The 24,356-nt window shown below is 62.2% G+C and carries 26 protein-coding genes and 1 tRNA gene; 12 read left to right on the plus strand and 15 right to left on the minus strand.

Annotated elements, in window-relative coordinates; genetic code table 11:
* Nucleotides 1–54 precede the first annotated feature (54 nt).
* The 6 genes from NGJ21_RS17840 to NGJ21_RS17865 all read right to left on the minus strand — a co-directional run bounded on the left by NGJ21_RS17840 (nt 55) and on the right by NGJ21_RS17865 (nt 5,052).
* Nucleotides 55–651, minus strand: coding sequence for a 50S ribosomal protein L25/general stress protein Ctc (locus NGJ21_RS17840; RefSeq protein WP_012316267.1), 597 nt, complete (start codon nt 649–651; stop codon nt 55–57).
* A 118-nt stretch (nt 652–769) separates the two neighbouring features.
* The gene (locus tag NGJ21_RS17845) at nt 770–1,711 is read right to left on the minus strand and encodes a ribose-phosphate pyrophosphokinase (protein WP_003247410.1); all 942 of its coding nucleotides are present in this window, start codon (nt 1,709–1,711) and stop codon (nt 770–772) included.
* A 48-nt stretch (nt 1,712–1,759) separates the two neighbouring features.
* Nucleotides 1,760–1,834 (minus strand) — tRNA-Gln (locus NGJ21_RS17850).
* A gap of 19 nt (nt 1,835–1,853) precedes the next feature.
* A complete protein-coding gene (gene ispE / locus NGJ21_RS17855) occupies nt 1,854–2,714 on the minus strand; it encodes a 4-(cytidine 5'-diphospho)-2-C-methyl-D-erythritol kinase (protein WP_119687774.1) in 861 nt (286 codons plus the stop codon).
* A gap of 3 nt (nt 2,715–2,717) precedes the next feature.
* The gene (gene lolB / locus NGJ21_RS17860; protein ID WP_046784565.1) at nt 2,718–3,335 is read right to left on the minus strand and encodes a lipoprotein insertase outer membrane protein LolB; all 618 of its coding nucleotides are present in this window, start codon (nt 3,333–3,335) and stop codon (nt 2,718–2,720) included.
* Between the two features lie 4 nt (nt 3,336–3,339).
* Nucleotides 3,340–5,052 (minus strand): tetratricopeptide repeat protein, encoded by a 1,713-nt coding sequence (locus tag NGJ21_RS17865; protein WP_115273861.1) that lies wholly within the window; start codon nt 5,050–5,052, stop codon nt 3,340–3,342.
* A 188-nt stretch (nt 5,053–5,240) separates the two neighbouring features.
* Between NGJ21_RS17865 and hemA the strand changes: the two genes are divergently transcribed.
* The 6 genes from hemA to NGJ21_RS17895 all read left to right on the plus strand — a co-directional run bounded on the left by hemA (nt 5,241) and on the right by NGJ21_RS17895 (nt 10,590).
* Nucleotides 5,241–6,518 carry a glutamyl-tRNA reductase gene (hemA, locus tag NGJ21_RS17870; protein WP_012316263.1) on the plus strand — a complete coding sequence of 426 codons (1,278 nt, stop codon included), beginning with the start codon at nt 5,241–5,243 and terminating at the stop codon, nt 6,516–6,518.
* A complete protein-coding gene (gene prfA, locus NGJ21_RS17875; RefSeq protein WP_115273862.1) occupies nt 6,515–7,597 on the plus strand; it encodes a peptide chain release factor 1 in 1,083 nt (360 codons plus the stop codon). The genes hemA and prfA overlap by 4 nt, the downstream gene beginning before the upstream one ends.
* Nucleotides 7,597–8,427 (plus strand): peptide chain release factor N(5)-glutamine methyltransferase, encoded by an 831-nt coding sequence (gene prmC / locus NGJ21_RS17880; RefSeq protein WP_174141590.1) that lies wholly within the window; start codon nt 7,597–7,599, stop codon nt 8,425–8,427. Before prfA ends, prmC begins: the two co-directional genes overlap by 1 nt.
* Nucleotides 8,421–9,176, plus strand: a complete 756-nt coding sequence (locus tag NGJ21_RS17885; RefSeq protein ID WP_012316260.1) for a molybdopterin-synthase adenylyltransferase MoeB — start codon at nt 8,421–8,423, stop codon at nt 9,174–9,176. The genes prmC and NGJ21_RS17885 overlap by 7 nt, the downstream gene beginning before the upstream one ends.
* On the plus strand, nt 9,169–9,966 hold the full coding sequence (gene murI, locus NGJ21_RS17890; protein ID WP_174141589.1) for a glutamate racemase: 798 nt from the start codon (nt 9,169–9,171) through the stop codon (nt 9,964–9,966). Before NGJ21_RS17885 ends, murI begins: the two co-directional genes overlap by 8 nt.
* 105 nt (nt 9,967–10,071) lie before the next feature.
* Nucleotides 10,072–10,590, plus strand: a complete 519-nt coding sequence (locus tag NGJ21_RS17895) for an acyloxyacyl hydrolase (protein ID WP_012316258.1) — start codon at nt 10,072–10,074, stop codon at nt 10,588–10,590.
* 60 nt (nt 10,591–10,650) lie between these two features.
* On the opposite strand, the gene NGJ21_RS17900 is transcribed toward NGJ21_RS17895, so the two are convergent.
* From NGJ21_RS17900 to NGJ21_RS17920, 5 genes are all read right to left on the minus strand, one after another.
* Nucleotides 10,651–11,349, minus strand: a complete 699-nt coding sequence (locus tag NGJ21_RS17900; RefSeq protein WP_251962458.1) for an SDR family oxidoreductase — start codon at nt 11,347–11,349, stop codon at nt 10,651–10,653.
* Nucleotides 11,350–11,366: 17 nt separating this feature from the next.
* Nucleotides 11,367–12,788 (minus strand): deoxyribodipyrimidine photo-lyase, encoded by a 1,422-nt coding sequence (gene phrB, locus NGJ21_RS17905; RefSeq protein ID WP_251962459.1) that lies wholly within the window; start codon nt 12,786–12,788, stop codon nt 11,367–11,369.
* A 6-nt stretch (nt 12,789–12,794) separates the two neighbouring features.
* Nucleotides 12,795–13,676: a MerR family transcriptional regulator gene (locus NGJ21_RS17910; protein WP_251962460.1), complete on the minus strand. Its 882-nt coding sequence runs from the start codon at nt 13,674–13,676 to the stop codon at nt 12,795–12,797.
* Nucleotides 13,666–14,634: a YbgA family protein gene (locus NGJ21_RS17915; RefSeq protein WP_115275490.1), complete on the minus strand. Its 969-nt coding sequence runs from the start codon at nt 14,632–14,634 to the stop codon at nt 13,666–13,668. The genes NGJ21_RS17910 and NGJ21_RS17915 overlap by 11 nt, the downstream gene beginning before the upstream one ends.
* A 106-nt stretch (nt 14,635–14,740) precedes the next feature.
* On the minus strand, nt 14,741–15,727 hold the full coding sequence (locus tag NGJ21_RS17920; protein WP_115273868.1) for an NAD(P)/FAD-dependent oxidoreductase: 987 nt from the start codon (nt 15,725–15,727) through the stop codon (nt 14,741–14,743).
* A gap of 186 nt (nt 15,728–15,913) precedes the next feature.
* Here NGJ21_RS17920 and NGJ21_RS17925 point away from each other — a divergent pair, with 186 nt between their 5' ends.
* Nucleotides 15,914–16,819 (plus strand): TIGR01777 family oxidoreductase, encoded by a 906-nt coding sequence (locus NGJ21_RS17925; protein WP_251962461.1) that lies wholly within the window; start codon nt 15,914–15,916, stop codon nt 16,817–16,819.
* Between the two features lie 13 nt (nt 16,820–16,832).
* Entirely contained in the window at nt 16,833–17,846 is a 1,014-nt protein-coding gene (hemH, locus tag NGJ21_RS17930) for a ferrochelatase (protein WP_251962462.1), read from the plus strand.
* Nucleotides 17,847–17,891: 45 nt separating this feature from the next.
* On the opposite strand, the gene NGJ21_RS17935 is transcribed toward hemH, so the two are convergent.
* Together NGJ21_RS17935 and upp are read right to left on the minus strand one after the other, a co-directional pair.
* A complete protein-coding gene (locus NGJ21_RS17935) occupies nt 17,892–19,157 on the minus strand; it encodes a uracil-xanthine permease family protein (protein ID WP_115273869.1) in 1,266 nt (421 codons plus the stop codon).
* A gap of 2 nt (nt 19,158–19,159) precedes the next feature.
* Nucleotides 19,160–19,798 carry a uracil phosphoribosyltransferase gene (gene upp / locus NGJ21_RS17940; RefSeq protein WP_011532223.1) on the minus strand — a complete coding sequence of 213 codons (639 nt, stop codon included), beginning with the start codon at nt 19,796–19,798 and terminating at the stop codon, nt 19,160–19,162.
* A gap of 160 nt (nt 19,799–19,958) precedes the next feature.
* On the opposite strand from upp, the gene NGJ21_RS17945 reads away from it, so the two are divergent.
* The 4 genes from NGJ21_RS17945 (at nt 19,959) to NGJ21_RS17960 (ending at nt 21,875) form a co-directional block, all read left to right on the plus strand.
* Nucleotides 19,959–20,516, plus strand: coding sequence for a hypoxanthine-guanine phosphoribosyltransferase (locus tag NGJ21_RS17945; RefSeq protein WP_012316248.1), 558 nt, complete (start codon nt 19,959–19,961; stop codon nt 20,514–20,516).
* A 2-nt stretch (nt 20,517–20,518) separates the two neighbouring features.
* Nucleotides 20,519–20,992: a WbuC family cupin fold metalloprotein gene (locus NGJ21_RS17950; RefSeq protein ID WP_115273870.1), complete on the plus strand. Its 474-nt coding sequence runs from the start codon at nt 20,519–20,521 to the stop codon at nt 20,990–20,992.
* Nucleotides 20,993–21,046: 54 nt separating this feature from the next.
* Nucleotides 21,047–21,517 (plus strand): hypothetical protein, encoded by a 471-nt coding sequence (locus NGJ21_RS17955; protein ID WP_046784550.1) that lies wholly within the window; start codon nt 21,047–21,049, stop codon nt 21,515–21,517.
* Nucleotides 21,518–21,584: 67 nt separating this feature from the next.
* On the plus strand, nt 21,585–21,875 hold the full coding sequence (locus tag NGJ21_RS17960; RefSeq protein ID WP_046784549.1) for a PA4642 family protein: 291 nt from the start codon (nt 21,585–21,587) through the stop codon (nt 21,873–21,875).
* 110 nt (nt 21,876–21,985) lie between these two features.
* On the opposite strand, the gene mqo is transcribed toward NGJ21_RS17960, so the two are convergent.
* A complete protein-coding gene (mqo, locus tag NGJ21_RS17965; RefSeq protein ID WP_251962463.1) occupies nt 21,986–23,491 on the minus strand; it encodes a malate dehydrogenase (quinone) in 1,506 nt (501 codons plus the stop codon).
* A gap of 604 nt (nt 23,492–24,095) precedes the next feature.
* Entirely contained in the window at nt 24,096–24,329 is a 234-nt protein-coding gene (locus NGJ21_RS17970) for a hypothetical protein (protein WP_046784547.1), read from the minus strand.
* Nucleotides 24,330–24,356: the final 27 nt, after the last annotated feature.

Below are 24,356 nucleotides of genomic sequence, written 5' to 3' on the forward strand. Positions count from 1 at the left end.
GGTGGGTTACGGTGCGCGGCACTGTAACCCGATCAACACCGGCGCGCGAGTGGATTACTCAGCGGCGCCTTCTTCAGCTTCTGGAGCAACGCGTGGCGCGTGAACGTTGGCAACAGCTTTGTCATCACCGTGGGCCAGAGCGACGAACTCTACGCCTTTCGGAGCTTTCAGGTCCGACAGGTGGATGATGGTGCCGATTTCAGCGTTGCCCAGGTCGACTTCGATGAACTCAGGCAGGTCTTTGGCTTCGCAGGAAACTTCGATCTGCGATTCAACGTGCGAGATCTCGCCGCCTTTCTTGACCGGGGCTTCTTCGTTGATGAAGTGCACTGGAACAACAGCGGTCAGCTTCTGGCCAGCAACGACGCGAACGAAGTCGGCGTGCATGATGAAGCCTTTGGCCGGGTGGCGCTGCATGGCCTTGACTACGACGTTCTGCTTGGCGCCGTCGACGTTCAGCTCGATAACGTGGCTGAAGGCAGCTTCGTTTTCGAACAGTTTGGCGATTTCCTTGGCCACGATGGTCAGGGATTGAGCTTCTTTATCGCCACCGTATACAACGGCCGGGATGTTCAGCGAGTGACGCAGGCGGCGGCTCGCACCTTTCCCCAGGTCACTACGCACTTGGGCGTTCAGAGTGAAATCAGTCATTTTGTTTCTCCAAAATAGCCCCCCGAGGGCGTTTGCGACCAGCGCCAACGGGGATGGCAAAAAAGCCCCGCCCCAACACATGCTGGGGCGGGGCGCTTCATATCAACACGTATTCCGCTTAGCGGAACATCGCACTGATCGATTCTTCATTGCTGATGCGGCGCACCGCTTCAGCGACTACCGGTGCGATATCCAGCTGACGGATACGGTCACAGGCTTGAGCAGCGGCGGACAGCGGAACGGTGTTGGTCACCACCAGCTCGTCCAGTACCGACTTCTCGATGTTCTCGATCGCACGGCCCGAGAGGACAGGGTGCGTGCAGTAGGCATAAACCTTGGCCGCGCCGTGTTCTTTCAGTGCCTTGGCCGCATGGCACAGGGTGCCGGCGGTATCGACCATGTCGTCTACCAGGATGCAAGTGCGCCCTTCGACGTCGCCGATGATGTGCATCACTTCGGAGTGGTTGGCCTTTTCACGGCGTTTGTCGATGATACCCAGGTCGACACCCAGGGACTTGGCGACGGCACGTGCGCGCACGACACCACCGATGTCCGGGGAGACGATCATCAGGTTCTCGAAACGCTGGTCTTCGATATCGTCGACCAGTACGGGCGAACCGTAGATGTTGTCGACCGGGATATCGAAGAAACCCTGGATCTGGTCAGCGTGCAGGTCGACGGTGAGAACACGGTCGATACCCACGACAGTGAGCATGTCAGCGACGACTTTGGCGCTGATGGCTACACGTGCCGAACGCGGACGGCGGTCCTGGCGGGCGTATCCGAAGTAAGGAATCACGGCGGTGATTCGGGATGCTGAGGAGCGGCGGAAGGCGTCGGCCATCACTACCAGTTCCATCAGGTTATCGTTGGTCGGGGCACAGGTCGGCTGAATAATGAAGACGTCTTTACCGCGGACATTTTCATTGATCTCAGTGCTGATCTCACCGTCGGAGAATTTACCGACAGAGACGTCACCGAGAGGGATATGCAGCTGACGTACGACACGCCGAGCCAGATCGGGGTTAGCGTTCCCCGTAAAGACCATCATCTTGGACACGCGCAGTACCTGGAGGCTGAGGGTATACCTGGATGAGTATAAGGAAAATGGCAGGGGCGGCTGGATTCGAACCAACGCATGGCAGGATCAAAACCTGCTGCCTTACCGCTTGGCGACGCCCCTGTATCTGTTGCTGCGAGCGCTAGGCACTCGACTTCTTGACCAGACTTTGCAGCTTGCGATGCAACATCGAAACATTGCTTCCTTTCGCCACAAACCCTGTTTGGGTCGCTGAAAGAAGGGCCAGAACTTTATCAGCTTCGGCTTTGCTTGGGAAGGCCCCAAACACACAACTTCCAGTGCCGGTTAATCGAGCTTCAGTGAATTTACCCAGTGAATTCAACGCGTTGCGAACTTCCGGGTAACTCTGCTCTACCACCGGTTGGCAGTCATTTCGACTGTTTCCCTCGGGAACGGGGCGCATCTTAAGGGGGAGGGAATCACGTGTCAACTGTGGATGTGAAAAAATTTCTACTGTGCTGACAGACACTTGCGGCACCAGCACGACGTACCAGGGTTCGGCCGGGTCGACCGGCGTCAGTTGCTCACCCACTCCTTGGGCGAATGCTGCATGGCCACGCACGAACACCGGCACGTCGGCACCCAGTGTCAGGCCCAGGGCAGCCAGGCGATCCTCGTCCCAATCCAGTTGCCACAAGTGCGCCAGCGCCAGCAGTGTGGTCGCTGCATCCGAGCTTCCGCCACCGATGCCGCCGCCCATGGGCAGCACCTTGGTCAGCCATATATCGGCGCCAAGGCCGGTGCCGGACTGTTCCTGCAGCTTGCGCGCGGCGCGCACGATCAGGTTGCTGTCGTGGGGCACCGCTTCGATCTCGGTGTGCAGGCGGATCGCGCCGTCTTCACGCAGGGCGAAAGTCAGCTCGTCGCCGTGATCGAGGAACTGGAAGACGGTTTCCAGTTCGTGGTAACCGTCCGGGCGGCGGCCGATGATGTGCAGCCACAGGTTGAGCTTGGCCGGGGCGGGCAGGGTGAGCCTGTGCATCGGTCAGCGCCCCAGCTGGCGTGGCTGCCAGTCCTTGACCACCAGGGTCACGTCGAGGTCCTTGCCGTGCAGCTTCAGGCGCTCGGGCAGCCAGTAACCGTTCTGTTCGGTGTAGCTCAGGTACTGCACCTGCCAGCCGTCCTGGTCCAGGCTGGCCAAGCGGCTGTCGCCATCGAGGGTCAGCTTGCTCTTGCTGTCGGGGGCGGGCAGGCCACGCACCCACCAGACCAGGTGCGACACCGGCAATTGCCAGCCCAGCTGTTCTTCCAGCAACGCTTCGGGGCTGGCGGCTTCGTAGCGGCCCTGATTGGCCACTTCCAGTACCACGCCGCCGGGGCGGCCGGTCAGGCGTGCTGCGCCTCGGCCCAGCGGGCCGGCCAGGCGGATGTCGTAATAGTCCTGGCGCTGCAACCAGAACAGCGTGCCACTGCCGGAGTCGCGCGGGGCGCGGATGCCGACCTTGCCGTTGATCTGCCAGCCGTCAAGGCTACTCAGTTGCTCTTTATGGGCGCGCCACTGCTGTGGGTCGCCGTGGCCCTGCAGGGCCTCCCGGCTACCGAAGCCGGCACAGCCGGCCAGCAGGGCGATCAGGGTAAAGGTGATGCAATGGCGCAAAAACATGGCGTTAAAGGGTCTCGGATCCGGTCAGGCGCAAGACGGTCTTGCGCAGGATAGGGCTGTCGGGCTGGGCCTCGAAGGCCTTGGCCCAGACCTGGCGAGCTTCACGGCGCTTGCCGTTGGCCCACAGAACCTCGCCCAGGTGAGCAGCCACTTCATGGTCGGGGAAGCGCTCCAGGGCCTGGCGCAGGTAACGCTCGGCCTCTTCGAGGTTGCCCAGGCGATAGGCGACCCAGCCCATGCTGTCGAGGATTGCCGGGTCGTCCGGGGTCAGCTGATAGGCCTTTTCGATCAGGGCCTTGGCTTCAGCGTAACGGGTCGTGCGGTCAGCCAAGGTATAGCCCAGGGCGTTCAGCGCCATGGCGTTTTCCGGTTCGCGGGCGATGATGGCGCGCAGGTCTTTTTCCATCTGCGGCAGGTCGTCACGCTTTTCGGCCAGCATGGCGCGGGTGTAAAGCAGGTTGAGGTCGTCCGGGTAGCGCTGAATGGCCTGCTGCAGCACCTGGTTGGCCTGGGCGTCCTTGTTGTTGTTGCTGTAGCTTTCCGACTCGATCAGGTAAAGCTGGATGGCGAGCTCCGGCTGCGCCTCGCGCGCCTCGGCGAGCTGGCGTGACGCTTCGGTGCCGCGACCATTGGCGATGAGGATGTCGGACTGACGCAATTGTGCAGGCAGGTAGTCGGGGCCCGGGCCGACCAGTGCGTATTCGCGCAGGGCGCCGGCCGGGTCGTGGCGTTCTTCGGCGATGCGGCCCAGGTTCAGGTGGGCGGCGTCGACGTTGCTGTCGCGCTCGATCAGCTCACGCAGGTAGCTCTCGGCTTCGTCCCAGTCCTTGTTCTCCAGGCATACCAGCGCCAGCGAGTAACGTAGCTCGTCGTCGTCGGGGTATTGCTGGACCAGGCTGATGAACTCGGCCTTGGCGTCGGCAATGCGGTCCTGTTCGACCAGGGTGCGCGCATAGGTCAGGCGCAGGCGCTTGTCGTCCGGGTTGTCTCGGATCGCCCCGCGCAGCAGCGGCAGGGCTTCCGGGCCGCGGTCCAGGGCCTGGAGCAGGCGGGCACGAAGCAGGGTCGGGGCTATCTCGCCATTTTGTGCCGGGTGTGATTCAAGCAGTTCGAGGGCTTCTTCGGCCTTGCCGTCCTGGTTCAGCAGCAGGGCCTTGCCGAACACCAGCTGGCTGTTGTCGGGGTACTTGACCAGCAGGCGGTCGAAACTCTGCATCAGACCGTCGCGGGTGCTCTGGTCGGTCTCTGCGGCCGACAGGGCGAGGAAGTCGAAGTGCGTGTCGCCCTGGCCCTGCAGCACCTTCTCCATATAGGTCATGGAGTCGTCATAGCGGCCTGCGCGGGCCAGCTGGATGGCCGCGGCGCGCTGGGCGTCGAGGTTCTGCGGGTCGTTGCGGGCCCAGATCAAAGCGCTATCCAGGGCCGGCTCGTCGGCGCCGAGGTACTCGGCGATGCGGTAGGCACGCTCGGACACGCCCGGGTCCTGGGTTTTCTCGGCCTGGTCGGTGTAGTTGGCCAGGGCGATATCAAACCGGTTGCGCTGGCCGGCCAGCTCGGCCACCAGCAGGCTGTAGAGCGTGTCCTGCTTGAACGACCCATACACCACGGGCTCGGCCTTGCCGGCTTCGGCAACGGGAGGCTCGGCCTTTTGCGGGGCCAGGCTCTGGCAGCCCTGGAGCAGGGCGAAGGCAAGCAGCAGTGCGTAGGGTCTGTTCATATAAAGAGGCTTAGAAGGACTTACCGGCGGTCGGAGCATGATGACACAAGCGCGGGGGCAAACCCACACGCGAAGGTCGCGGTTTACAGTGATGCTCTTGGTATATAGGGACAATAGCGAACGGTGGTTGTTCTAAAACCTGCGAAAGAGGACAATTATCGGCTTCTCGTCACAACCAGCGACCTTGCATGGCCTTTCTTGCACTTGGTATCAACCATAAGACTGCCTCGGTAGACGTACGCGAGCGCGTGGCGTTTACCCCAGAGCAGCTGGTCGACGCCCTGCAGCAGCTCTGCCGACTGACCGCCAGCCGTGAAGCGGCGATCCTGTCTACCTGCAACCGCAGCGAGCTCTATATAGAGCAGGATCAGCTGTCCGCCGAGGCGGTCCTGCAGTGGCTGGCCGATTATCACCGCCTGAGCCTGGATGAACTGCGGGCCAGCGCCTATATCCATGAAGAGCATGATGCCGTCAGGCACATGATGCGCGTGGCCTCGGGCCTCGACTCACTGGTGCTTGGCGAACCGCAGATCCTCGGCCAGATGAAGTCGGCCTATGCCGTGGCGCGCGAGGCTGGCACCGTCGGCCCGCTGCTTGGGCGCCTGTTCCAGGCCACCTTCAGCGCCGCCAAGCAGGTGCGTACCGACACCGCGATCGGCGAGAACCCGGTGTCGGTGGCGTTTGCTGCGGTAAGCCTGGCGCGGCAGATCTTCAGCGACCTGGGCCGCAGCCAGGCGCTGCTGATCGGCGCCGGTGAAACCATCACTCTGGTTGCCCGCCACCTGCATGAGCAGGGCGTGCGCCGTATCGTCGTGGCCAACCGTACACTGGAGCGGGCCAGCCTGCTGGCCGAGCAGTTCGGTGCTCACGCCGTGCTGCTGGCCGATATCCCACAAGAGCTGGCGCACAGCGACATCGTCATCAGCTCCACCGCCAGCCAGTTGCCCATCCTGGGCAAGGGCGCGGTGGAAAGCGCGCTGAAGCAGCGCCGGCACAAGCCGATCTTCATGGTCGACATCGCCGTGCCGCGCGACATCGAGCCGGAGGTAGGGGAGCTCGACGACGTGTACTTGTATACCGTCGATGACCTGCACGAAGTGGTCGCGGAAAACCTCAAGAGCCGCCAGGGCGCAGCCCAGGCGGCCGAAGAGCTGGTCTCGGTGGGCGCCGAAGACTTCATGGTGCGCCTGCGCGAACTGGCCGCGGTCGACGTGTTGCGCGCCTATCGCCAGCAAAGCGAGCGCCTGCGCGACGAAGAACTGCAAAAGGCCCAGCGTCTGCTGGCCAACGGTGGCAACCCCGAGGACGTACTGGCGCAACTGGCCCGGGGGCTGACCAACAAACTCCTGCATGCGCCCAGCGTGCAGCTGAAAAAGCTCTCGGCCGAGGGCCGCCTCGATGCGCTGGCCATGGCCCAGGAACTCTTTGCCCTCAACGAGGGCTCGACGGACAAATCCTTGCAATGAAAGCGTCGCTGCTGAACAAACTGGACACGCTCCAGGACCGCTTCGAGGAACTCACCGCCTTGCTCGGTGATGCCGAAGTCATTTCCGACCAGGCGCGCTTTCGCGCCTATTCTCGCGAATACGCTGAAGTGGAGCCGGTGATCGGCGCCTATAAAGAGTGGCGCAAGGTGCAGGACGACCTCGAAGGCGCCCAGGCGCTGCTCAAGGACGCCGACCCCGATATGCGCGAAATGGCCGTGGAGGAAGTGCGCGAAGCCAAGGAGCAGCTGGTGGTGCTGGAGTCGCAGCTGCAACGCATGCTGTTGCCCAAAGACCCCAATGACGGGCGCAACGTGTTCCTCGAAATTCGCGCCGGCACCGGTGGCGACGAGGCGGCCATCTTCTCGGGCGATCTGTTCCGCATGTATTCGCGCTATGCCGAACGGCGTGGCTGGCGCCTCGAGATTCTTTCCGAGAACGAGGGCGAGCACGGCGGCTATAAAGAGATCATCGCCCGCGTCGAAGGCGACAGCGTTTACGGCAAGCTCAAGTTCGAGTCTGGCGCGCACCGCGTGCAGCGGGTGCCTGAAACCGAATCGCAGGGCCGTATCCACACCTCGGCGTGCACCGTCGCGGTACTGCCCGAGCCGGATGAACAGGTGGCAATCGAGATCAACCCGGCTGATTTGCGCGTGGACACCTACCGAGCATCCGGCGCCGGCGGCCAGCACGTCAACAAGACCGACTCGGCCATCCGCATCACGCACTTGCCTACCGGCATCGTGGTGGAGTGCCAGGAGGAGCGTTCGCAGCACAAGAACCGGGCCCGAGCCATGTCCTGGCTGTCGGCCAAGCTCAATGACATGCAGACCAGCGCCGCGCAGAATGCCATCGCCAGCGAGCGTAAACTGCTGGTAGGTTCGGGCGACCGCTCAGAGCGCATCCGTACCTACAATTATCCACAGGGGCGGGTGACCGATCACCGTATCAACCTGACCCTGTATTCCCTCGACGATATCCTTGCCGGGGGCGTTGACGCGGTGATCGAACCGTTGCTGGCCGAATACCAGGCTGATCAGCTGGCGGCATTGGGGGACTGATGACCATCATTGCCAGCCTGCTGCGCAACGCGCAACTGCCGGATTCGCCCACCGCACGCCTGGACGCCGAACTGCTGCTGGCGGCAGCCATCGGCAAGTCGCGCAGCTACCTGCACACATGGCCTGAACGCATCGTCAGCAGCGAGGATGCGCAGACCTACGCGGGCTACCTGCATCGGCGCCGCGGCGGTGAGCCGGTTGCCTACATTCTGGGCCAACAGGGCTTCTGGAAACTCGACCTGGAAGTGGCACCCCACACGTTGATCCCACGCCCTGATACCGAGCTTCTGGTCGAGACGGCGCTTGAGTTGCAGCCTGCAACGCCCGCCAAGGTGCTCGACCTGGGCACCGGAACCGGCGCGATAGCGCTGGCCTTGGCCAGCGAATGCCCGGCCTGGCAGGTCACGGCGCTGGACCGGGTCGAGGAAGCGGTAGCGCTCGCTGAGCGTAATCGTCAGCGCTTGGGCCTGGGCAACGTCAAGGTGCTCACCAGCCACTGGTTCAGTGCCTTGGACGCTGAACGTTTCGACCTGATCCTCAGCAACCCGCCGTACATCGCTGCCGAAGACCCGCACCTGGCTGCCGGTGATGTGCGCTTCGAACCCAGCAGTGCACTGGTGGCCGGGGCCGATGGCCTGGACGACCTGCGGCTGATCGTTGGCCAGGCGCCGGCGCATCTGCTGCCCGGTGGCTGGCTGCTGCTCGAACACGGCTACGACCAGGCACCTGCCGTGCGCGCGCTGCTGACCGGGCAAGGCTTCATCGAGGTGGCCAGCCGCAAGGACCTGGGCGGTCATGAACGTATTTCCCTGGGGCGCTTGCCATGCTGACCGATCAGGAATTGTTGCGTTACAGCCGGCAGATTTTGTTGGCACAGGTGGACATCGAAGGCCAGTTGCGCCTCAAGCAGAGCAAGGCGCTGATCATCGGGCTGGGTGGTCTGGGCTCACCGGTGGCGCTTTACCTGGCAGCAGCGGGTGTAGGTGAGCTGCACCTGGCTGATTTCGATACCGTCGACCTGACCAACCTGCAGCGCCAGGTCATCCATGACAGTGGCAGCGTTGGCATGAGCAAGGTGGACTCGGCGCTGCAACGGCTTGAGGCCATCAATCCTGAAATTACCTTGGTCGCCCATCGTCAGGCGCTGGATGAAGACTCCCTGGCCGCTGCAGTGGCGGCCGTCGACCTGGTGCTGGACTGTTCCGACAACTTTGGTACCCGGGAGGCGGTCAACGCAGCTTGCTTCGCCCACGGCAAGCCGCTGGTCAGTGGTGCAGCCATCCGCCTCGAAGGGCAGCTGTCGGTGTTCGACCCTCGGCGCGATTACAGCCCTTGCTACCATTGCCTGTATGGCCATGGCAGCGAAGACGAGCTGACCTGCAGCGAAGCCGGAGTGATTGGCCCGCTGGTTGGGTTGGTCGGCAGCCTGCAGGCGCTGGAAGCCATGAAACTGCTGGCTTGTTTTGGCGAGCCGCTGGTGGGCCGCTTGCTGCTGATCGACGCACTGGGCACGCGCCTGCGTGAACTGCGGGTCAAGCGTGACCCGGCTTGTGCGGTATGTGGCAAACGCGATGGCTGAGCCCTCGGCACCGGTCGGCGTGATGGACTCCGGGGTCGGCGGTTTGTCGGTCCTGGCCGAGATCCAGCGCTTGCTGCCCAGCGAGTCGCTGCTCTATGTGGCCGATTGCGGGCATGTGCCGTATGGCGAGAAAACCCCCGACTACATCCGCCAGCGCTGCCGGCGCATTGCCGAGTTCTTCCAGGCGCAGGGCGCCAAGGCGATGGTGCTGGCCTGTAACACCGCTACCGTGGCAGCGGTTGCCGACCTGCGTGAGCTGTATCCCGACTGGCCGCTGGTAGGGATGGAGCCGGCGGTGAAGCCTGCCGCTGCTGCCACCCGTTCCGGCGTGGTCGGTGTGCTGGCCACTACCGGCACCTTGCAGAGCGCCAAGTTCGCCGCCTTGCTCGACCGCTTCGCCAACGATGTGCGCGTGGTCACCCAGCCTTGCCCTGGGCTGGTCGAGCTGATCGAGACGGGTGACCTTGGCAGCCTGCAATTGCGCCAGCTGTTGCTTGGTTACTTGCAGCCCTTGCTTGCGGCAGGTTGCGATACGCTGATTCTCGGGTGTACCCATTACCCGTTCCTGCGCCCGTTGCTGGCCGGGATGGTGCCCGCCGACGTCGCTATCATCGATACCGGTGCGGCGGTGGCGCGCCAACTGCAACGGTTACTGGCCGCGCGCGAACTACTGGCCGAGGGGCCGGCACGCGAAGCTGCATTCTGGACCAGTGCCGATCCGCGATCTTTGGAAAACATCCTCCCTGTGCTGTGGAACAAGTCGGGCAGTGTGCAAAGTTTTCAGTTGTAAAAAAAACGTGAAAAACAGCTGAACTATCGTCCCACTCCTGATTTCTATTTTTTGCCTGCCATGAGGCGAACACTTACAACAGCATTGGAAAGAAGGATGTTTCTCATGAGGAAACTGCTTGGCTTGGCGGCGGCTGCCGCCGTCACTTTGGGACAGATCGCGGTAGTGCAAGCTGCCGATGTTTCGTTATCGGTAGGGCAGACGGGTGACTCCACCCAGGTTTACCGCCTGGGCCTTCAGTCCAACTGGGATGCCAGCTGGTGGCAGACGAGCGTCGGTCGGCTGACCGGTTATTGGGATGGGGCTTACACCTATTGGGACGGCGACGAGACGGCGAGCAACCACAGCCTGTCTTTCGCACCGGTATTCGTCTATGAGTTCGCTGGTGAGTCAGTGAAGCCCTACATCGAGGCGGGCATCGGCGTGGCTGCATTTGCCAGCACTGAGCTTGAAAGCAACGAATTGGGTTCGTCGTTCCAGTTCGAAGACCGAATCGGTTTCGGGCTGCGCTTTGCAGGTGGCCATGAGATTGGCGTGCGGGCAATCCACTATTCCAACGCCGGCATCAAGCAGCCCAACGATGGGGTCGAGAGCTACAGCCTGCATTACCGCATGGCACTCTGAGTTTGCCATTGCCACCCACTTCGCGGGGCCGCGAAGCGGGTGGCAATGCCTCCTCATCACTTAGCGTGACAATGGCCACAAGCTACTCAGGTTCGTGACCTCCAGCACAAGCTCCGGCTCGCGCAGTGGCAAGCGTTGCAGCAGCTCCTGCGCGGCGCTCTGCGGCGTCCAGTCTTCAGGAAAGGCCGTAGCTGAGGTGACCGGTGTCTTCAACGAATGTGGCGCCACCACCGTCAGGTCAATGCCCTGATTTTTCAGCGACTGACGCGCCTCGCGAAACCACTGCGGTGTGTTGTTCCAGCCTGCTGTGACGCGCGTGGGCGCATACAACTGCAAGGCCGAATAACGGTTGAAGATTGCCATTACCTGCGGCTTTTCGCCTTTCAACAGCAACGGTACAGCCTGGCCCAGGCAGTGTTCGGCCGCCAGCTGGTTACTGCTTACGATCGTCTCGAACACGTCTGTGGCCGATACCGCATTCGGCAGATAATCGGTGGCCCCTGCATTGATGATCAGGCTGTCCAGCGCGCCCCAGGCATGACAAAGCTCAAGGCAGGCGCTGGCCGCCTGGTCTTCGTCATGCAACTGCCATGGCAGGCGCAACAGGCGGCTACCGTGGTGCGCTGCCAAGGTATCGAGCGCCTGGCAATCCTTCCCGCTTGTCGCTACCCGGTGCCCTAGCCCGAGCAATTGCTCCACCAAGGCCAAACCCAGACCACTACCTGCTCCCGTAACCCAGAAAATTCGCGGATGATTCAATACGCGGACCCCTCACCCTACCTGCGCGATAACCCCTTGAAGGCCTCCAGTGCACGCTGGCGGCTACTACTGAGGTCAACTATAGGACGATGGTACGAATTTTCGGCGAAAAGATCCTTTTTTTGCGTAGGCAGATGGATACTTTTTTCATCCAGCCCGCGCAACTCGGGTACCCAGTGGCGAATGAAGTGCCCCTGTGGGTCGAAGCGTTGCGACTGCGAAACAGGGTTGAAAATACGGAAGTAGGGCACCGCGTCTGTGCCTGTGGAGGCGCTCCACTGCCAGCCGCCATTGTTAGCGGCCAGATCACCGTCGATCAGGTGGCGCATGAAGTGCCGTTCGCCCAGGCGCCAGTCGATCAGCAGGTTCTTGCTGAGGAACATGGCGACGATCATGCGCAGGCGATTGTGCATCCATCCGGTGTGCAGCAACTGGCGCATGGCCGCGTCAATGATCGGGAACCCGGTGCGTCCCTGTTCCCAGGCCTCAAGGTCGGCAGGGGCGTCGCGCCAAGGCAGCGATTCGGTGTGTGTGCGGAATGCTCGGTGGCGTGACACCTGTGGATAACCGGTCAGGATATGCTTGTAGAACTCGCGCCAGAGCAATTCGTTGATCCAGGTCTGGGTGCCGGTACTACCGCTGTCGAACTCGCCGCGGTTGCTCGCCAGTGCGGCGTGCAGGCACTGGCGGGGCGAGACCACTCCGGCCGCCAGGTAGGCCGACAGTTGGCTGGTGCCAGGTTTTGCCGGCAGGTCGCGCAGGTGATGGTAGTCCTCGATGGTTTCGTCCACGAAGCGTGCCAGTCGAGCTTGCGCCTCGTCCTCGCCCGCAGGCCAGTATTCGCTCAGGGTGCGCGATGGTTTGTCGAAGCCATCGATGTGCTGGGGAATGGGGTCGCTGGCGATACCCACGGGGGCCTGGCGCTTTACCCGAGGTGCTTGTGACGGCAGGCTTCGGTGCAGGTGCTCCAGGCAGACTTTCTTGAACTGACTGAAGACCTGGAAGTAATCACCACTGCGGGTCAGCACGGTGCCGGGGCGGAACAACAGCTGATCGAGGTAGCTGTGAGCCTGAACGCCGGAGGCTTCCAGTAACGCGCGGGTCGCCTGGTCGCGGCTGTTTTCGTTGATGCCGTACTCATCGTTCCAGTGCACCGCTTCGATGTTGTGCTGGCGGCACACATCGAGCAGCGTTTGGGCCGCCTGCTCCCAGGTGTCGATCCTGCGGACCAGCAACGGAATATTGAGGCCCTCCAGTGACTGGCGCAGGTCGCGCAGGTTACGCAGCCAGAAGTCGACCTTGCAGGCAGCGTCGTCATGCGCCTGCCACTGGCCTGGGCTGGCAAGCCACAAGGCCACGGTAGGGCCGCGTTCACAGGCGGCGCTCAGGGCGGTGTTGTCGTTGACGCGCAGGTCGCTGCGCAGCCAGATCAGTTGCATGGGCATCTACTCTACAGGCGGGCGGTCATTGCCTTGCAGCGTGCGCAATGCCGCCTGCGGGGTATCGAACAGGAAAAGCTCGGGCACACCGAAGGCGTGCAGTTGAGCTTGGTGGAGGGAAATCGTGGCGCCGCCCAGCAGCTTGGTGCCTGCTATCCCCTGCAGGGTACGCAGCAGGGCCCGGCCATCGATGCGCGGGCCCAGGTGCAGCAGCAGGGCGCGAGGTTGCAGGGCGGTGACGGCACGTTGCAACTCCACTCCGCTCACGGGGTTTTCAAGCACTTCGACAGGGATGCCGCTGCTGCTCAGCAGCCAGGCATACAGCCAAAGGCTGGGGTCGAAGGCGTGATCACTGTCTTCGGCCAGCAACACGGCCGGGCCGTGCAGTGATTGATTGTCGTGATAGACCCGTGCGCCCAGCTTGCTGCGCAGCCAAGTGTGGAAGAACACCTGTTCGAGCCTGGCATTGAAGTAATTGCACCAACGTTGCCCCAGGCTATCGAGCAATGGCAGCAGCAATTTCTCGCACAGGGTGATGGCCGGATACAGCGCCATGGCTTGATTGAGTTGCTGGTCGAGGCTGCGCTGGGACAGGTTGGCGATGGCCTCTATCAACTGTTGCTGGCGGGTTTGCCAGTCGCCTTGGGGAGCGACGCCGGGTGGCTTGTCGAGCAGCTCGCGCACCTGGCCGACCGATGCGCCCCGTTCCAGCCAGGCCAGGATCGCTTCGACGCGTTCGACCTGGTCGCGGCCATACAAGCGGTGGCCCTTGGCGGTACGTTGCGGCTTCAGCAGCCCGTAGCGCCGCTCCCAGGCGCGCAGGGTCACCGGATTCACACCGGTGCGGCGTGCCAGTTCACCGATGGGCATGGGCGCTTCAGACTGCATTGCGTAGCCCCAGGCTGTCGGGGTGCGGCTGTAAGTAGGTCTGTTGCTGCAGGTAGGGGTCAGGGTGCTTGCGCAAATGGTGTTTGAGCAAGGTCAGCGGAACCACCAGCGGTACGACCCCTTGCTGGTACTGGTCGATGATGTGTTGCAGCTCGGCCTTGTCCTGCTGCGTCAGTGCGTCTTTGAAATAGCCACTGAGGTGCTGCAGTACGTTGCCATGGGTGCCGCGGCTGGCGCAGCGACGCAGCGCTTGCATCAACTGGCTGAAATAGCGGGGCCCGATGACCTGAGGGTCATCGTCCCGGCTCATGCTGCCAAGCAGGCGCCCAAGCTGTCGGTAAGCCTGCGGGTTGTTGGCCATGAGCAGGTACTTGTAGCGTGAATGGAAGCGCACCAGTGCGCCACGGCTCAAACCCTCGGCCAGCAGGCGCTGCCAGTCCGCGTAGGCGTAGACGCGGCTGATGAAGTTCTCGCGCAATACCGGGTCGTGCAGGCGCCCCTCTTCCTCGACCGGCAGGTCCGGGCGACGGGCACAGAAAGCCGCTGCGTAGGCACCTCTGCCGCCCTGTACTGCCGGGTGACCGTTATCCTGGTAGACCTTGACCCGCTCCAGCCCGCAGGACGGCGACTTCTGCATGAAAATGTAGCCACAGATATCGTCAAGCTCGGCGGCCATCTGTTCGCCGTAACTGGCGAGCGGGCCGGTGACGTCCATGCCAGGGTTGCGTGTCCCGACGACGGCCGGGTGTTCGGGGTCACCGACCAGCCGGATCGGGTCGCGGGGCACCCCAAGGCCGATGGCGACTTCGGGGCAGACCGGTAGCCAGTCGAAGTGTTCTTCCAGCTGGGTGCGGCACAGATCGGACGACTTGTGCCCGCCGTTGTAGCGCACACTGTGGCCTGTCAGGCATGAGCTGATGGCAATGCGGGGCTTACTGTGGGCGGATGGATCGTGCATGGCTGTCTCCGAAAACTTGTACATTGATTCGCGCGTGTACAAGGTTATTCCAGCACAGCCACAAACTTATGCAAACTAGTATTTTTGTATAGTTTTGCAGTTTTGTTTAGTCGAGATGCTCCAGCAGGCGTCGTGCCGCCTCCTGACCGCTGAGCCAGGCGCCTTCCACGCGGCCCGACAGGCACCAGTCGCCACAGGCATAGAGCCCTTGGTCGGCATCGGCCAGCGCGCCCCATTCGTGACTGCCGGCCGGCCGTGCATACAACCAGCGATGTGCCACGGAGAAGGACGCTGCAGGCACCACGCAGCCGACCAATTCGGCGAACTCTCCCCACAGTTGCTCGATCACTTCTTCCTTGGCCAGGTCGATATGCTGCTTGCTCCACGTGGAAGTGGCATGCAGCACCCAGGTATCGAGCTGCTCATCGCGGCCTGGCTTGCTGCGGTTGCGTGCCAGCCAGTCGAGCGGGTTGTCCTGCACGAAGCAGCCCTGCATCGGTGTGTCCAGCGGTGTCTGAAAGGCCAGGGCAACGGCCCATGTAGGCTCCATCACCACGCCCGCTGCCACGGCGGCAAGTTTTGGGGTGGCCGCCAGTAGCGGCGTGGCCTGGGGCGCGGGGACGGCGATCACAACGCGGCTGAATGGGCCATGGCTGCAGCCTTCGGTATCCTGAAGGTGCCAGTACTGCTTGCCGCGAAACACTTCGGCAATGCGGCAGCCGAAGTTCACCGTGACGTCCTTGAGCATGCCGCGGGTGATCGCGCTCATGCGCGGCACGCCGACCCAGCGCGTCTGCTCGTCGGGCGAGGGCGTCAGTTCGCCGTCACGGTAGTTGTACAGCTGCGGCTTCCATTGTTCGGCCCAGCCGGCGGCTACCCATTGCTGCACCTGCTCGACGAAGCGACGGTCGCGCGCAGTGAAGTATTGGGCACCAAGATCGAGCGCACCGGCCTCGCTGCGTTTGCTGGCCATGCGCCCGCCACTGCCGTGGCCTTTGTCGAACAGGTGAACGGACTGCCCGGCCTTTTGCAGGGCCTGGGCAGCGGAAAGGCCGGCGATACCGGCACCGATGATGGCAATAGGTACTGTCATGATGGCCTCTTCGAACCGTGCTGTAAGCAGACTACGCTGTCAGGCAAACCTGTACAATACTTAAAATTTGTATAAGGTTATTCCGCTTCATAGGGCAGGTTGGCCTATGTTTATCTGAGAGCGTTGGGTTAAAAAAGTGCCTTGTTGTAAAAATAGACCATCGCCGCACTCTGTGAGGACACAGCCATGCATATATTGCTGACAGGCGGCACTGGCTTGATCGGCCAGCATCTTTGCCCGTTCTGGCTCGCCCAGGGTCATCGCCTGACCGTGTGGAGCCGGCGCCCTGATCAGGTTGCGCGCCTCTGTGGCAGCGGGGTGCGCGGGATTGCCCAGCTGGAGGAACTGGCCGCTGACGAGCAGGTGGACGCCGTGATCAACCTGGCTGGCGCGCCGATTGCCGACCGGCCCTGGACCGCCGCCCGGCGCAATGTGCTTTGGGCCAGCCGTATCAGCCTTACCGAGCAATTGCTGGGCTGGCTCGGTACCCGTGAGCAACGTCCCGAAGTGCTGATTTCGGGTTCTGCAGTGGGCTGGTATGGCGATGGCGGTGAGCGTGAATTGACCGAGGTATCGCCGCCGGTGCGCGAGGATTTCGCCAGCCAACTGTGCATTGCCTGGGAGGAAACCGCGCAACGTGCGCAGGCCCTTGGGCTGCGCGTAGTGTTGGTGCGCACGGGGTTGGTGCTGGCCAGCGATGGCGGTTTCCTGTCGCGCCTGCGCCTGCCGTTCAAGCTGGGGCTGGGCGGCCCGCTGGGCAATGGGCGGCAATGGATGCCTTGGGTGCATATAGACGACCAGGTCGCCCTGATAGATTTTCTCTTGCGGCACAAGGACGCCAGCGGTCCTTATAATGCCTGCGCGCCAGAGCCTGTGCGTAACCGCGAATTCGCCCGGCGCCTGGGCCGGGCGCTGCACCGGCCGGCGCTGCTGCCGGTGCCTGGCCTGCTGCTGAAGGCGGGCCTCGGAGAGCTGTCGACGTTGTTGCTTGGTGGCCAGCGGGCACGCCCTGTGCGTTTGCTGGCCGCGGGCTTCACGTTCCGTTACAACGATCTGCAATCGGCCCTGGACAACCTGTCCAGGCGCCTCTGACATAGGACGCTGCATGACCGATCACGCTCTGTTGCTGGTCAACCTGGGTTCTCCGGCTTCCACCTCGGTAGCCGATGTACGCCGCTACCTCAACCAGTTCCTGATGGACCCTTACGTGGTCGACCTGCCATGGCCGGTGCGGCGCTTGCTGGTGTCGCTGATCCTGATCAAGCGCCCAGAGCAGTCTGCCCATGCCTATGCTTCGATCTGGTGGGACGAAGGCTCACCCTTGGTGGTGTTGACGCGTCGCCTGCAGGCCGCGATGGTCGAGCACTGGCCCCATGGTCCGGTGGAAATCGCCATGCGCTATGGCGAGCCTGCACTGGCGCAGGTGCTTGAGCGCCTCGCCGCTCAAGGTGTGCGCAAGGTGACACTGGCGCCGCTTTATCCACAATTCGCTGACAGCACGGTGACTACGGTAGTGGCACTGGCCAACCAGACTGTCGCCGAACGCGCCTTGCCGTTGCAGTTGCGTGTGCTGCAACCGTTCTACGACCACCCTGAATACATCGATGCCCTGGTGGCCAGTGCACGGCCCTATCTTGAGCAGGACTACGACCACCTGTTGTTGAGCTTCCATGGCTTGCCGGAGCGGCACCTGAAGAAGCTCATGCCTGGTAGCAAGCATGATTTGCGGGCAGCGGACTGCTGCAAGGACGCCAGTGCCGAAGTGCGGGCGGTGTGCTACCGGGGGCAGTGCCTGGCGTCGGCCAAGGCGTTCGCCACCAGGATGGGCATCCCGGAGGGCAAGTGGTCTGTCTCGTTCCAGTCGCGGTTAGGCCGAGACAAGTGGATCGAACCCTATACCGAGACGCGTCTGGATGAACTAGCCAAGGCCGGGGCGAAGAAGCTGCTGGTGATGTGCCCGGCATTCGTGGCCGATTGCATCGAGACGCTGGAGGAAATTGGCGATCGCGGCAAGGAGCAGTTCATCGAGGCAGGGGGCGAAGAGTTGGTGCTGGTGCCGTGCCTGAATGATCACCCGGAGTGGGTGAGGGTGCTGGCGCGGATGTGTGAAAAGGCTTGAATTGAAGGGGCCGCTGTGCGGCCCTTTCGCGACGCAAGGCCGCTCCTACAGGTCCAGCTTCTCTTTTTTCCAGCCATCGTTGCCCGGCAGGATCAGGTTCAGGGCAATGGCCACGATAGCGCACAGGGCGATGCCCTTCAGGCCCCAATCATCAGGGCCGTCGCCGCTGCCGATCAGCACGCCGCCGATACCGAACACCAGGGTCACCGACACGATCACCAGGTTGCGAGCTTCGCCCAGGTCGATCTTGTGGCGGATCATGGTGTTCATGCCCACCGCCGCGATCGAACCGAACAACAGGCAGAGGATGCCGCCCATCACCGGCACCGGGATGCTCTGCAACAACGCACCGAACTTGCCGATGAAGGCCAGGGTGATGGCAAAGACCGCCGCCCAGGTCATGATCTTCGGGTTGTAGTTCTTGGTCAGCATCACGGCGCCGGTCACTTCGGCATACGTGGTATTGGGCGGGCCGCCGAACAGGCCGGCTGCCGTGGTGGCCAGGCCATCACCCAGCAGGGTGCGGTGCAGGCCAGGCTTCTTTAGGTAGTCGCGACCGGTCACGCTGCCGACTGCGATCACCCCGCCGATATGTTCGATCGCCGGGGCCAGGGCGACCGGTACGATGAACAGGATGGCCTGCCAGTTGAACGCTGGTGCGGTGAAATTAGGGATCTCAAGCCAAGGCGCGGCGGCAATCTTGGCGGTATCGACCACGCCAAAGGCGAACGCCAGGGCAAACCCTACCAGCACCCCGGAAATGATCGGCACCAGGCGGAAGATGCCTTTGCCAAATACCGCGACGATCAGGGTGGTGAGCAACGCCGGCATGGAAATCAGCATGGCGGTCTTGTACGGCATCAGTACCGCGCCGTCACCGCCCTTGCCCATGGCCATGTTGGCCGCGATCGGTGCCATGGCCAGGCCGATGGAGATGATCACCGGGCCGATCACCACGGGTGGCAGCATGCGGTCGATGAAGCCGGTGCCTTTGATCTTCACCATCAGGCCCATGAAGGTGTACACGAAGCCTGCGGCCATCACGCCGCCCATGGTCTCGGCCAGGCCGAACTGGCCTTTGGCGAGGATGATCGGAGTAATGAAGGCAAAGCTCGAGGCCAGGAATACCGGGACCTGACGGCCGGTGACCAGCTGGAACAGCAGGGTGCCGATACCCGCGGTGAACAGCGCGACGTTAGGGTCCAGGCCGGTGATCAGCGGCATCAGCACCAGCGCGCCAAATGCCACGAAGAGCATCTGCGCGCCCGAAACGACCTGGCGCCATAGCGGGTCGTTGAAGCCGTCCTGCATGGTCAGGCGTCCTTCTGCTTGGTGCCGAAGATCTTGTCACCGGCGTCGCCCAGGCCCGGAACGATATAGCCGTGTTCGTTGAGGCGCTGGTCGATCGAGGCGGTGTAGATCTGGACGTCCGGGTGGGCTTTCTCCACCACTTCGATGCCTTCAGGCGCTGCAACCAGCACCATGGCGCGGATTTCCTTGCAGCCTGCCTTCTTCAGCAGGTCGATGGTGGCGACCATCGAGCCGCCGGTGGCAAGCATCGGGTCGATGATCAGCGCCAGGCGCTGGTTGATGTCCGGGGCGAGCTTTTCCAGGTAGGTGTGTGCTTCGAGGGTCTCCTCGTTGCGTGCGACACCCACGGCACTGACCTTCGCGCCCGGGATCAGGCTGAGCACGCCGTCAAGCATGCCGATGCCGGCGCGCAGGATCGGTACCACGGTGATCTTCTTGCCAGCGATTTTTTCAACTTGCACCTTGCCACACCAGCCATCGATCTCGTAGGTTTCCAGTGGCAGGTCCTGGGTGGCTTCGTAGGTCAGTAGCGCGCCGACTTCCTGGGCGAGTTCGCGAAAGTTCTTGGTGCTGATGTCGGCACGGCGCATCAGGCCGAGCTTGTGGCGGATCAGCGGGTGGCGGATCTCACGAGTGGGCATAGGGGGGCTCCGAAAGGCGGGCAAAAAAACCGCGCTAGATTAATCTATTCAGCCTTTGCTGTCGTGCAGTCCTTTTGCACGTTAGTCCATAAATGCTTGATCTGTGACGAGCGGATGCGTACCTTTGCCCGCTTTTCCAAAATCCCCCCTGGAGAGCGCAATGTCCGCTGATCTCGAGCACATCCGTCAAGTCATGCGCGAGGCAGACTGCCTTTACAACGAAGCCGAAGTCGAAGCGGCCATTGCCAAGGTTGGCGAGCAGATCTGCAAGGACCTGCACGACAAGAACCCGGTGGTGTTCTGTGTGATGAACGGCGGCCTGATCTTCGCTGGCAAGCTGCTGACCCACCTGCAGTTCCCGCTGGAGGCCTCGTACCTGCATGCCACGCGCTACCGCAACCAGACCAGTGGCGGTGAACTGTTCTGGAAGGCCAAGCCTGAAGTGTCGTTCATCGACCGTGACGTGCTGATCGTCGACGATATCCTCGACGAGGGTCACACCCTCAGCGCCATCATCGAGTTCTGCAAACATGCCGGCGCCCGTTCGGTGCACACTGCGGTGCTGATCGACAAAGACCATGACCGCAAGGCCAGCCCGGACCTCAAGGCCAGCTACGTCGGCCTGCCTTGCATCGATCGCTATATCTTTGGTTACGGCATGGACTATAAGGGTTACTGGCGTAACGCGAACGGCATCTTCGCCGTCAAGGGACTTTGATCATGAGCCAGCCTGCTTTCATCGACCAAGCGTTGTTTGCCGGGCTGGCGCAGAAAGCCGCCGACGCACCGCGTGGTCGCTACCATCACAATTTCCATGAGATGCAAGACCCCTGTCACCGCTTGGCAGTGGGCTTGCAGCCGTCCACCTATATTGCGCCTCACCGGCACCTGAGCGAGGACAAGGCCGAGACTTTGTTGGCGCTCAAAGGCCGCTTGGGGCTGCTTATGTTCGATGAGCAGGGCACAGTGATCGACAAGCGCGTCCTTGAAGCCGGTGGCGAGTGCCTTGGCGTGGACCTGCGCCCGGGCCTCTTCCATTCCCTGGTGGTGCTCGAGGCAGACAGCATTCTGTTCGAATGCAAGGCCGGCCCTTACCGGCAGTTGGCCGACGGCGAGCATGCCCCTTGGGCGCCGCGTGAAGGCGAAGAGGGTGTTGCCCGGTATCATGCCTGGATGCTCGCGCAGTTCGATTGACAGCCCACCGTTGTGCAGCATGCTAGAGTGCTCCTTCATGCCAAGGAGCCTTACATGCGAGCGATCGTTCCCCTGTTGCTGGCAGTCAGCCTGCCTCTTGCCGCCGCACCGCTGCACAGCCAGTTTCTCCCGCCCGATGACCAGGCCCTGCGCCAGGAAGCGCCGACAGGCCAGCAACTGTTGCAGGTAACCGACTACTCGGTAGTGGTTGGGGCGCAGCGCCCATCTGATCAACAGCCAATTCCGATCACCGCCTCCTTGCAGATGCGCCTCAAAGGCAAGCCGTTGAGTAAAGGTGCGACGATCAGCCAGGTGTTGCTCACCTTCGATGGCGAGGCGGGCAAGAGCCTGAAAAAGCCTGTGTATGACGACAAGACCCGCACGTTGAGCCTGAACTACCCGGTCAGCGACTACCGCGTGATCATGGACCTGCTGCGCAACGAGACGCTGTATGTGCAGTTTCTGACCTACTCCAACGGCCATGTCTGGGCCGACTTGCACACAGGTACCGTACGTACGCGTTGAGGCGTGCCGCGTGTGGGGGGTAAACTGCCGGCCTTCGAAATTCGTGATGGTCCAGTTGGAGCCGGCAATGCGCAAAGACAAGAAGCAGGTGATTGGTGACGAAATCAGCGACGACTACATCAAGTCGTTTCTCCAGTTTGAGCCTGCAGATGGTGTGACTTCGCCTTCTCAGCACAAGCTGATCAAGGCTTACCGCGGCCTGCGTGTCGACGATTTCGAGCGCTTCGTAGGGTTCTTCGTCGAAGCCGGGCTGGACCTGGACGGCAAAGACGAACAGGGCAAGACCTTCGTCGAAGTGATCGCCGACCAGCGCAATGCGGCTGAATACATCGAGATCATCGATAAAGCCCGGGCCTGATAGATCCCCGCCAGAAAAAACGCGCTAGGGGCATTGCCAGTCAGTTAGCGTTATCAGGGCCGCAAAGCGGCCCTGGATCGCCTACCTGACTGGCATTACCCCGAGGGGCGTTAGGCGTAGTGCTTGGCCGGGCTGTTCTCTACCAGGTCCAGCGCCTCATCGTTGTCGGCACTGATCTTGTGGTACAGGGCTGCATCGGTGGCCAGGGTCTTCTCGCGAGCCGGGAAGATTTCCTTGAGCTTGGCAGCCCAGGCGCCCTTGGCCTGCTCGGGGAAGCAGCGCTCGATCAGTTCAAGCATGATCGACACGGTCACCGAAGCACCAGGGGATGCGCCGAGCAGTGCCGCGATACTGCCGTCCTGTGCCGACACCAACTCAGTACCGAACTGCAGGATGCCGCCTTTTTTCGGGTCCTTCTTGATGATCTGCACGCGCTGGCCAGCCACTTCCAGGCGCCAGTCTTCAGCCTTGGCCTGCGGATAGAAGCGGCGCAGCGATTCGAGGCGCTGTTCCATCGACTGCATCACTTCGCTGACCAGGTACTTGGTCAGGTCCATGTTGTCGCGGGCCACGGCCAGCATCGGGCCGATGTTGCCCATGCGCACCGACAGTGGCAGGTCCATCAGCGAGCCGTGCTTGAGGAACTTGGTGGTAAAGCCTGCGTACGGGCCGAACAGCAGCGATGTCTTGCCGTCCACCACGCGGGTGTCCAGGTGCGGCACCGACATCGGCGGCGCGCCAACGGCGGCCTGGCTGTAGACCTTGGCCTGGTGCTGCTTGACGATTTCCGGGTTGTCGCAACGCAGCCACTGGCCGCTAACCGGGAAGCCGCCGAAGCCTTTGCTCTCCGGGATGCCGGACAGTTGCAGCAGCGGCAGTGCCGCGCCGCCGGCGCCGAGGAACACGAAGCGGGCGTCCACTTCACGGCTGCCGCCGCTGTTGACGTCCTTGATGCTGACGGTCCAGCCAGCGCCGTTACGGCGCAGGCCGACGACCTTCTTGCTGTACTTGACCTGCGCATTCTGCGAGTCGCCCAGCAGCTTGAGCAGCTTGTTGGTCAGTGCGCCGAAGTTGACGTCGGTACCTTTGGTCACGCGGGTGGCGGCGATGTGCTGGTCGGCCGGGCGGCCGGGCATCATCAGCGGCATCCATTCATTCATCACCGCCTTGTCTTCGGTGTATTCCATCTCGGCGAAGCCATGGTGCTGCTTGAGCAGCTCGAAACGCTTCTTGAGGAAGGAAACACCCTTGTCACCTTCGACGTAGCTCAGGTGCGGGACAGGGTTGATGAAGGCACGGGCCGGGCCGAAATTGCCTTTTTTGCTCAGGTAAGCCCAGAACTGGCGCGAGACCTCGAACTGGGCATTGATGTGCACGGCCTTCTTGATGTCGATGCTGCCATCGGCGGCCTGGGGCGTGTAGTTCAGCTCGCACAGGCCGGCATGGCCGGTGCCTGCGTTGTTCCAGGGGTTGGAGCTTTCCGCGGCCCCGGAGTCCATCGCCTCGACGACCTCAAGCTTCAGGGTCGGGTCGAGCTCCTTGAGCAGTACGGCCAGGGTGGCACTCATGATGCCCGCGCCTACCAGTACTACATCAACCGATTCGTTCTGCGCCATTTAACGCGTCTCCACAATCTACAGCTACCTAATTGACAGCATAGGACCCCAGGTGTGCCAGGATCGCCATGTCCGACTCTTCGCAGTTCTTGCAACTTCCGCGGACACCGCCAAATCAGTCTTCGGGTTCGTCTATTGAACGCCGTTTGCCACAGGTGCGGCAATTCGACTTATGGTCAAGGTGTCGTGCGTGCGTTATGGAGCGGTTTCAGACACCCATGTGAAATGAGCGTATCAGCCGCCTGTTCAGGGCTGTTCGGGACACATCTGTCGCTATTGCACATGCCAGACTGTTCATTTGCTCGCCACACTCTCGTGAAGTTGTGAAAACCGTTTTTTTCACGCTCTTTTGGAGACGTGAACCTCAAAAGGGGACTGCGCGATGGCAACCCGCAGGTTCATGCAGTGCGAAGGCCCGGAAAAGCAGGCACGACAGCCGATGCAAGACCTGAGTGGAAGGCTCTCTGTGGGCGAAGCGGTGAAGGTGCCGGGGTCAAACGGCAAATGCGGGGCCCGATCAGGAGACGTCCTTATAATCGGGGGGAGATTATAACGATGTCGCGGGCAGAAAGGTCGTTATTCGTGCTTTTTATTGCAGCGTTTGTCAGGCGGGCAGGGTGCGCCGCTGCCAATGGCCGCTTGCATGGGCGCAAACCCGGGCGTTGGCGGGCAGCGGGCGGCCCAGCCAGGCAAGCTGGATTTCTTTGACCTGCACCCAGCCGTTGCTGCCTGGTGGCTGGCTGCATTGCTTGAATCCCAGGCAGTTGCCGTCGCCATCGAGGCGTGCATAGGTATTGTGGCGCGGGCGTTGGAAGAGCAGGGTCCAGAGCGAGGCCATGGTGTCGAGTCCTGTGTGTTAGGGCTT

It is taken from the genome of Pseudomonas sp. Marseille-Q5299 (genome assembly GCF_943737035.1).
GTDB lineage: Bacteria > Pseudomonadota > Gammaproteobacteria > Pseudomonadales > Pseudomonadaceae > Aquipseudomonas > Aquipseudomonas putida_E.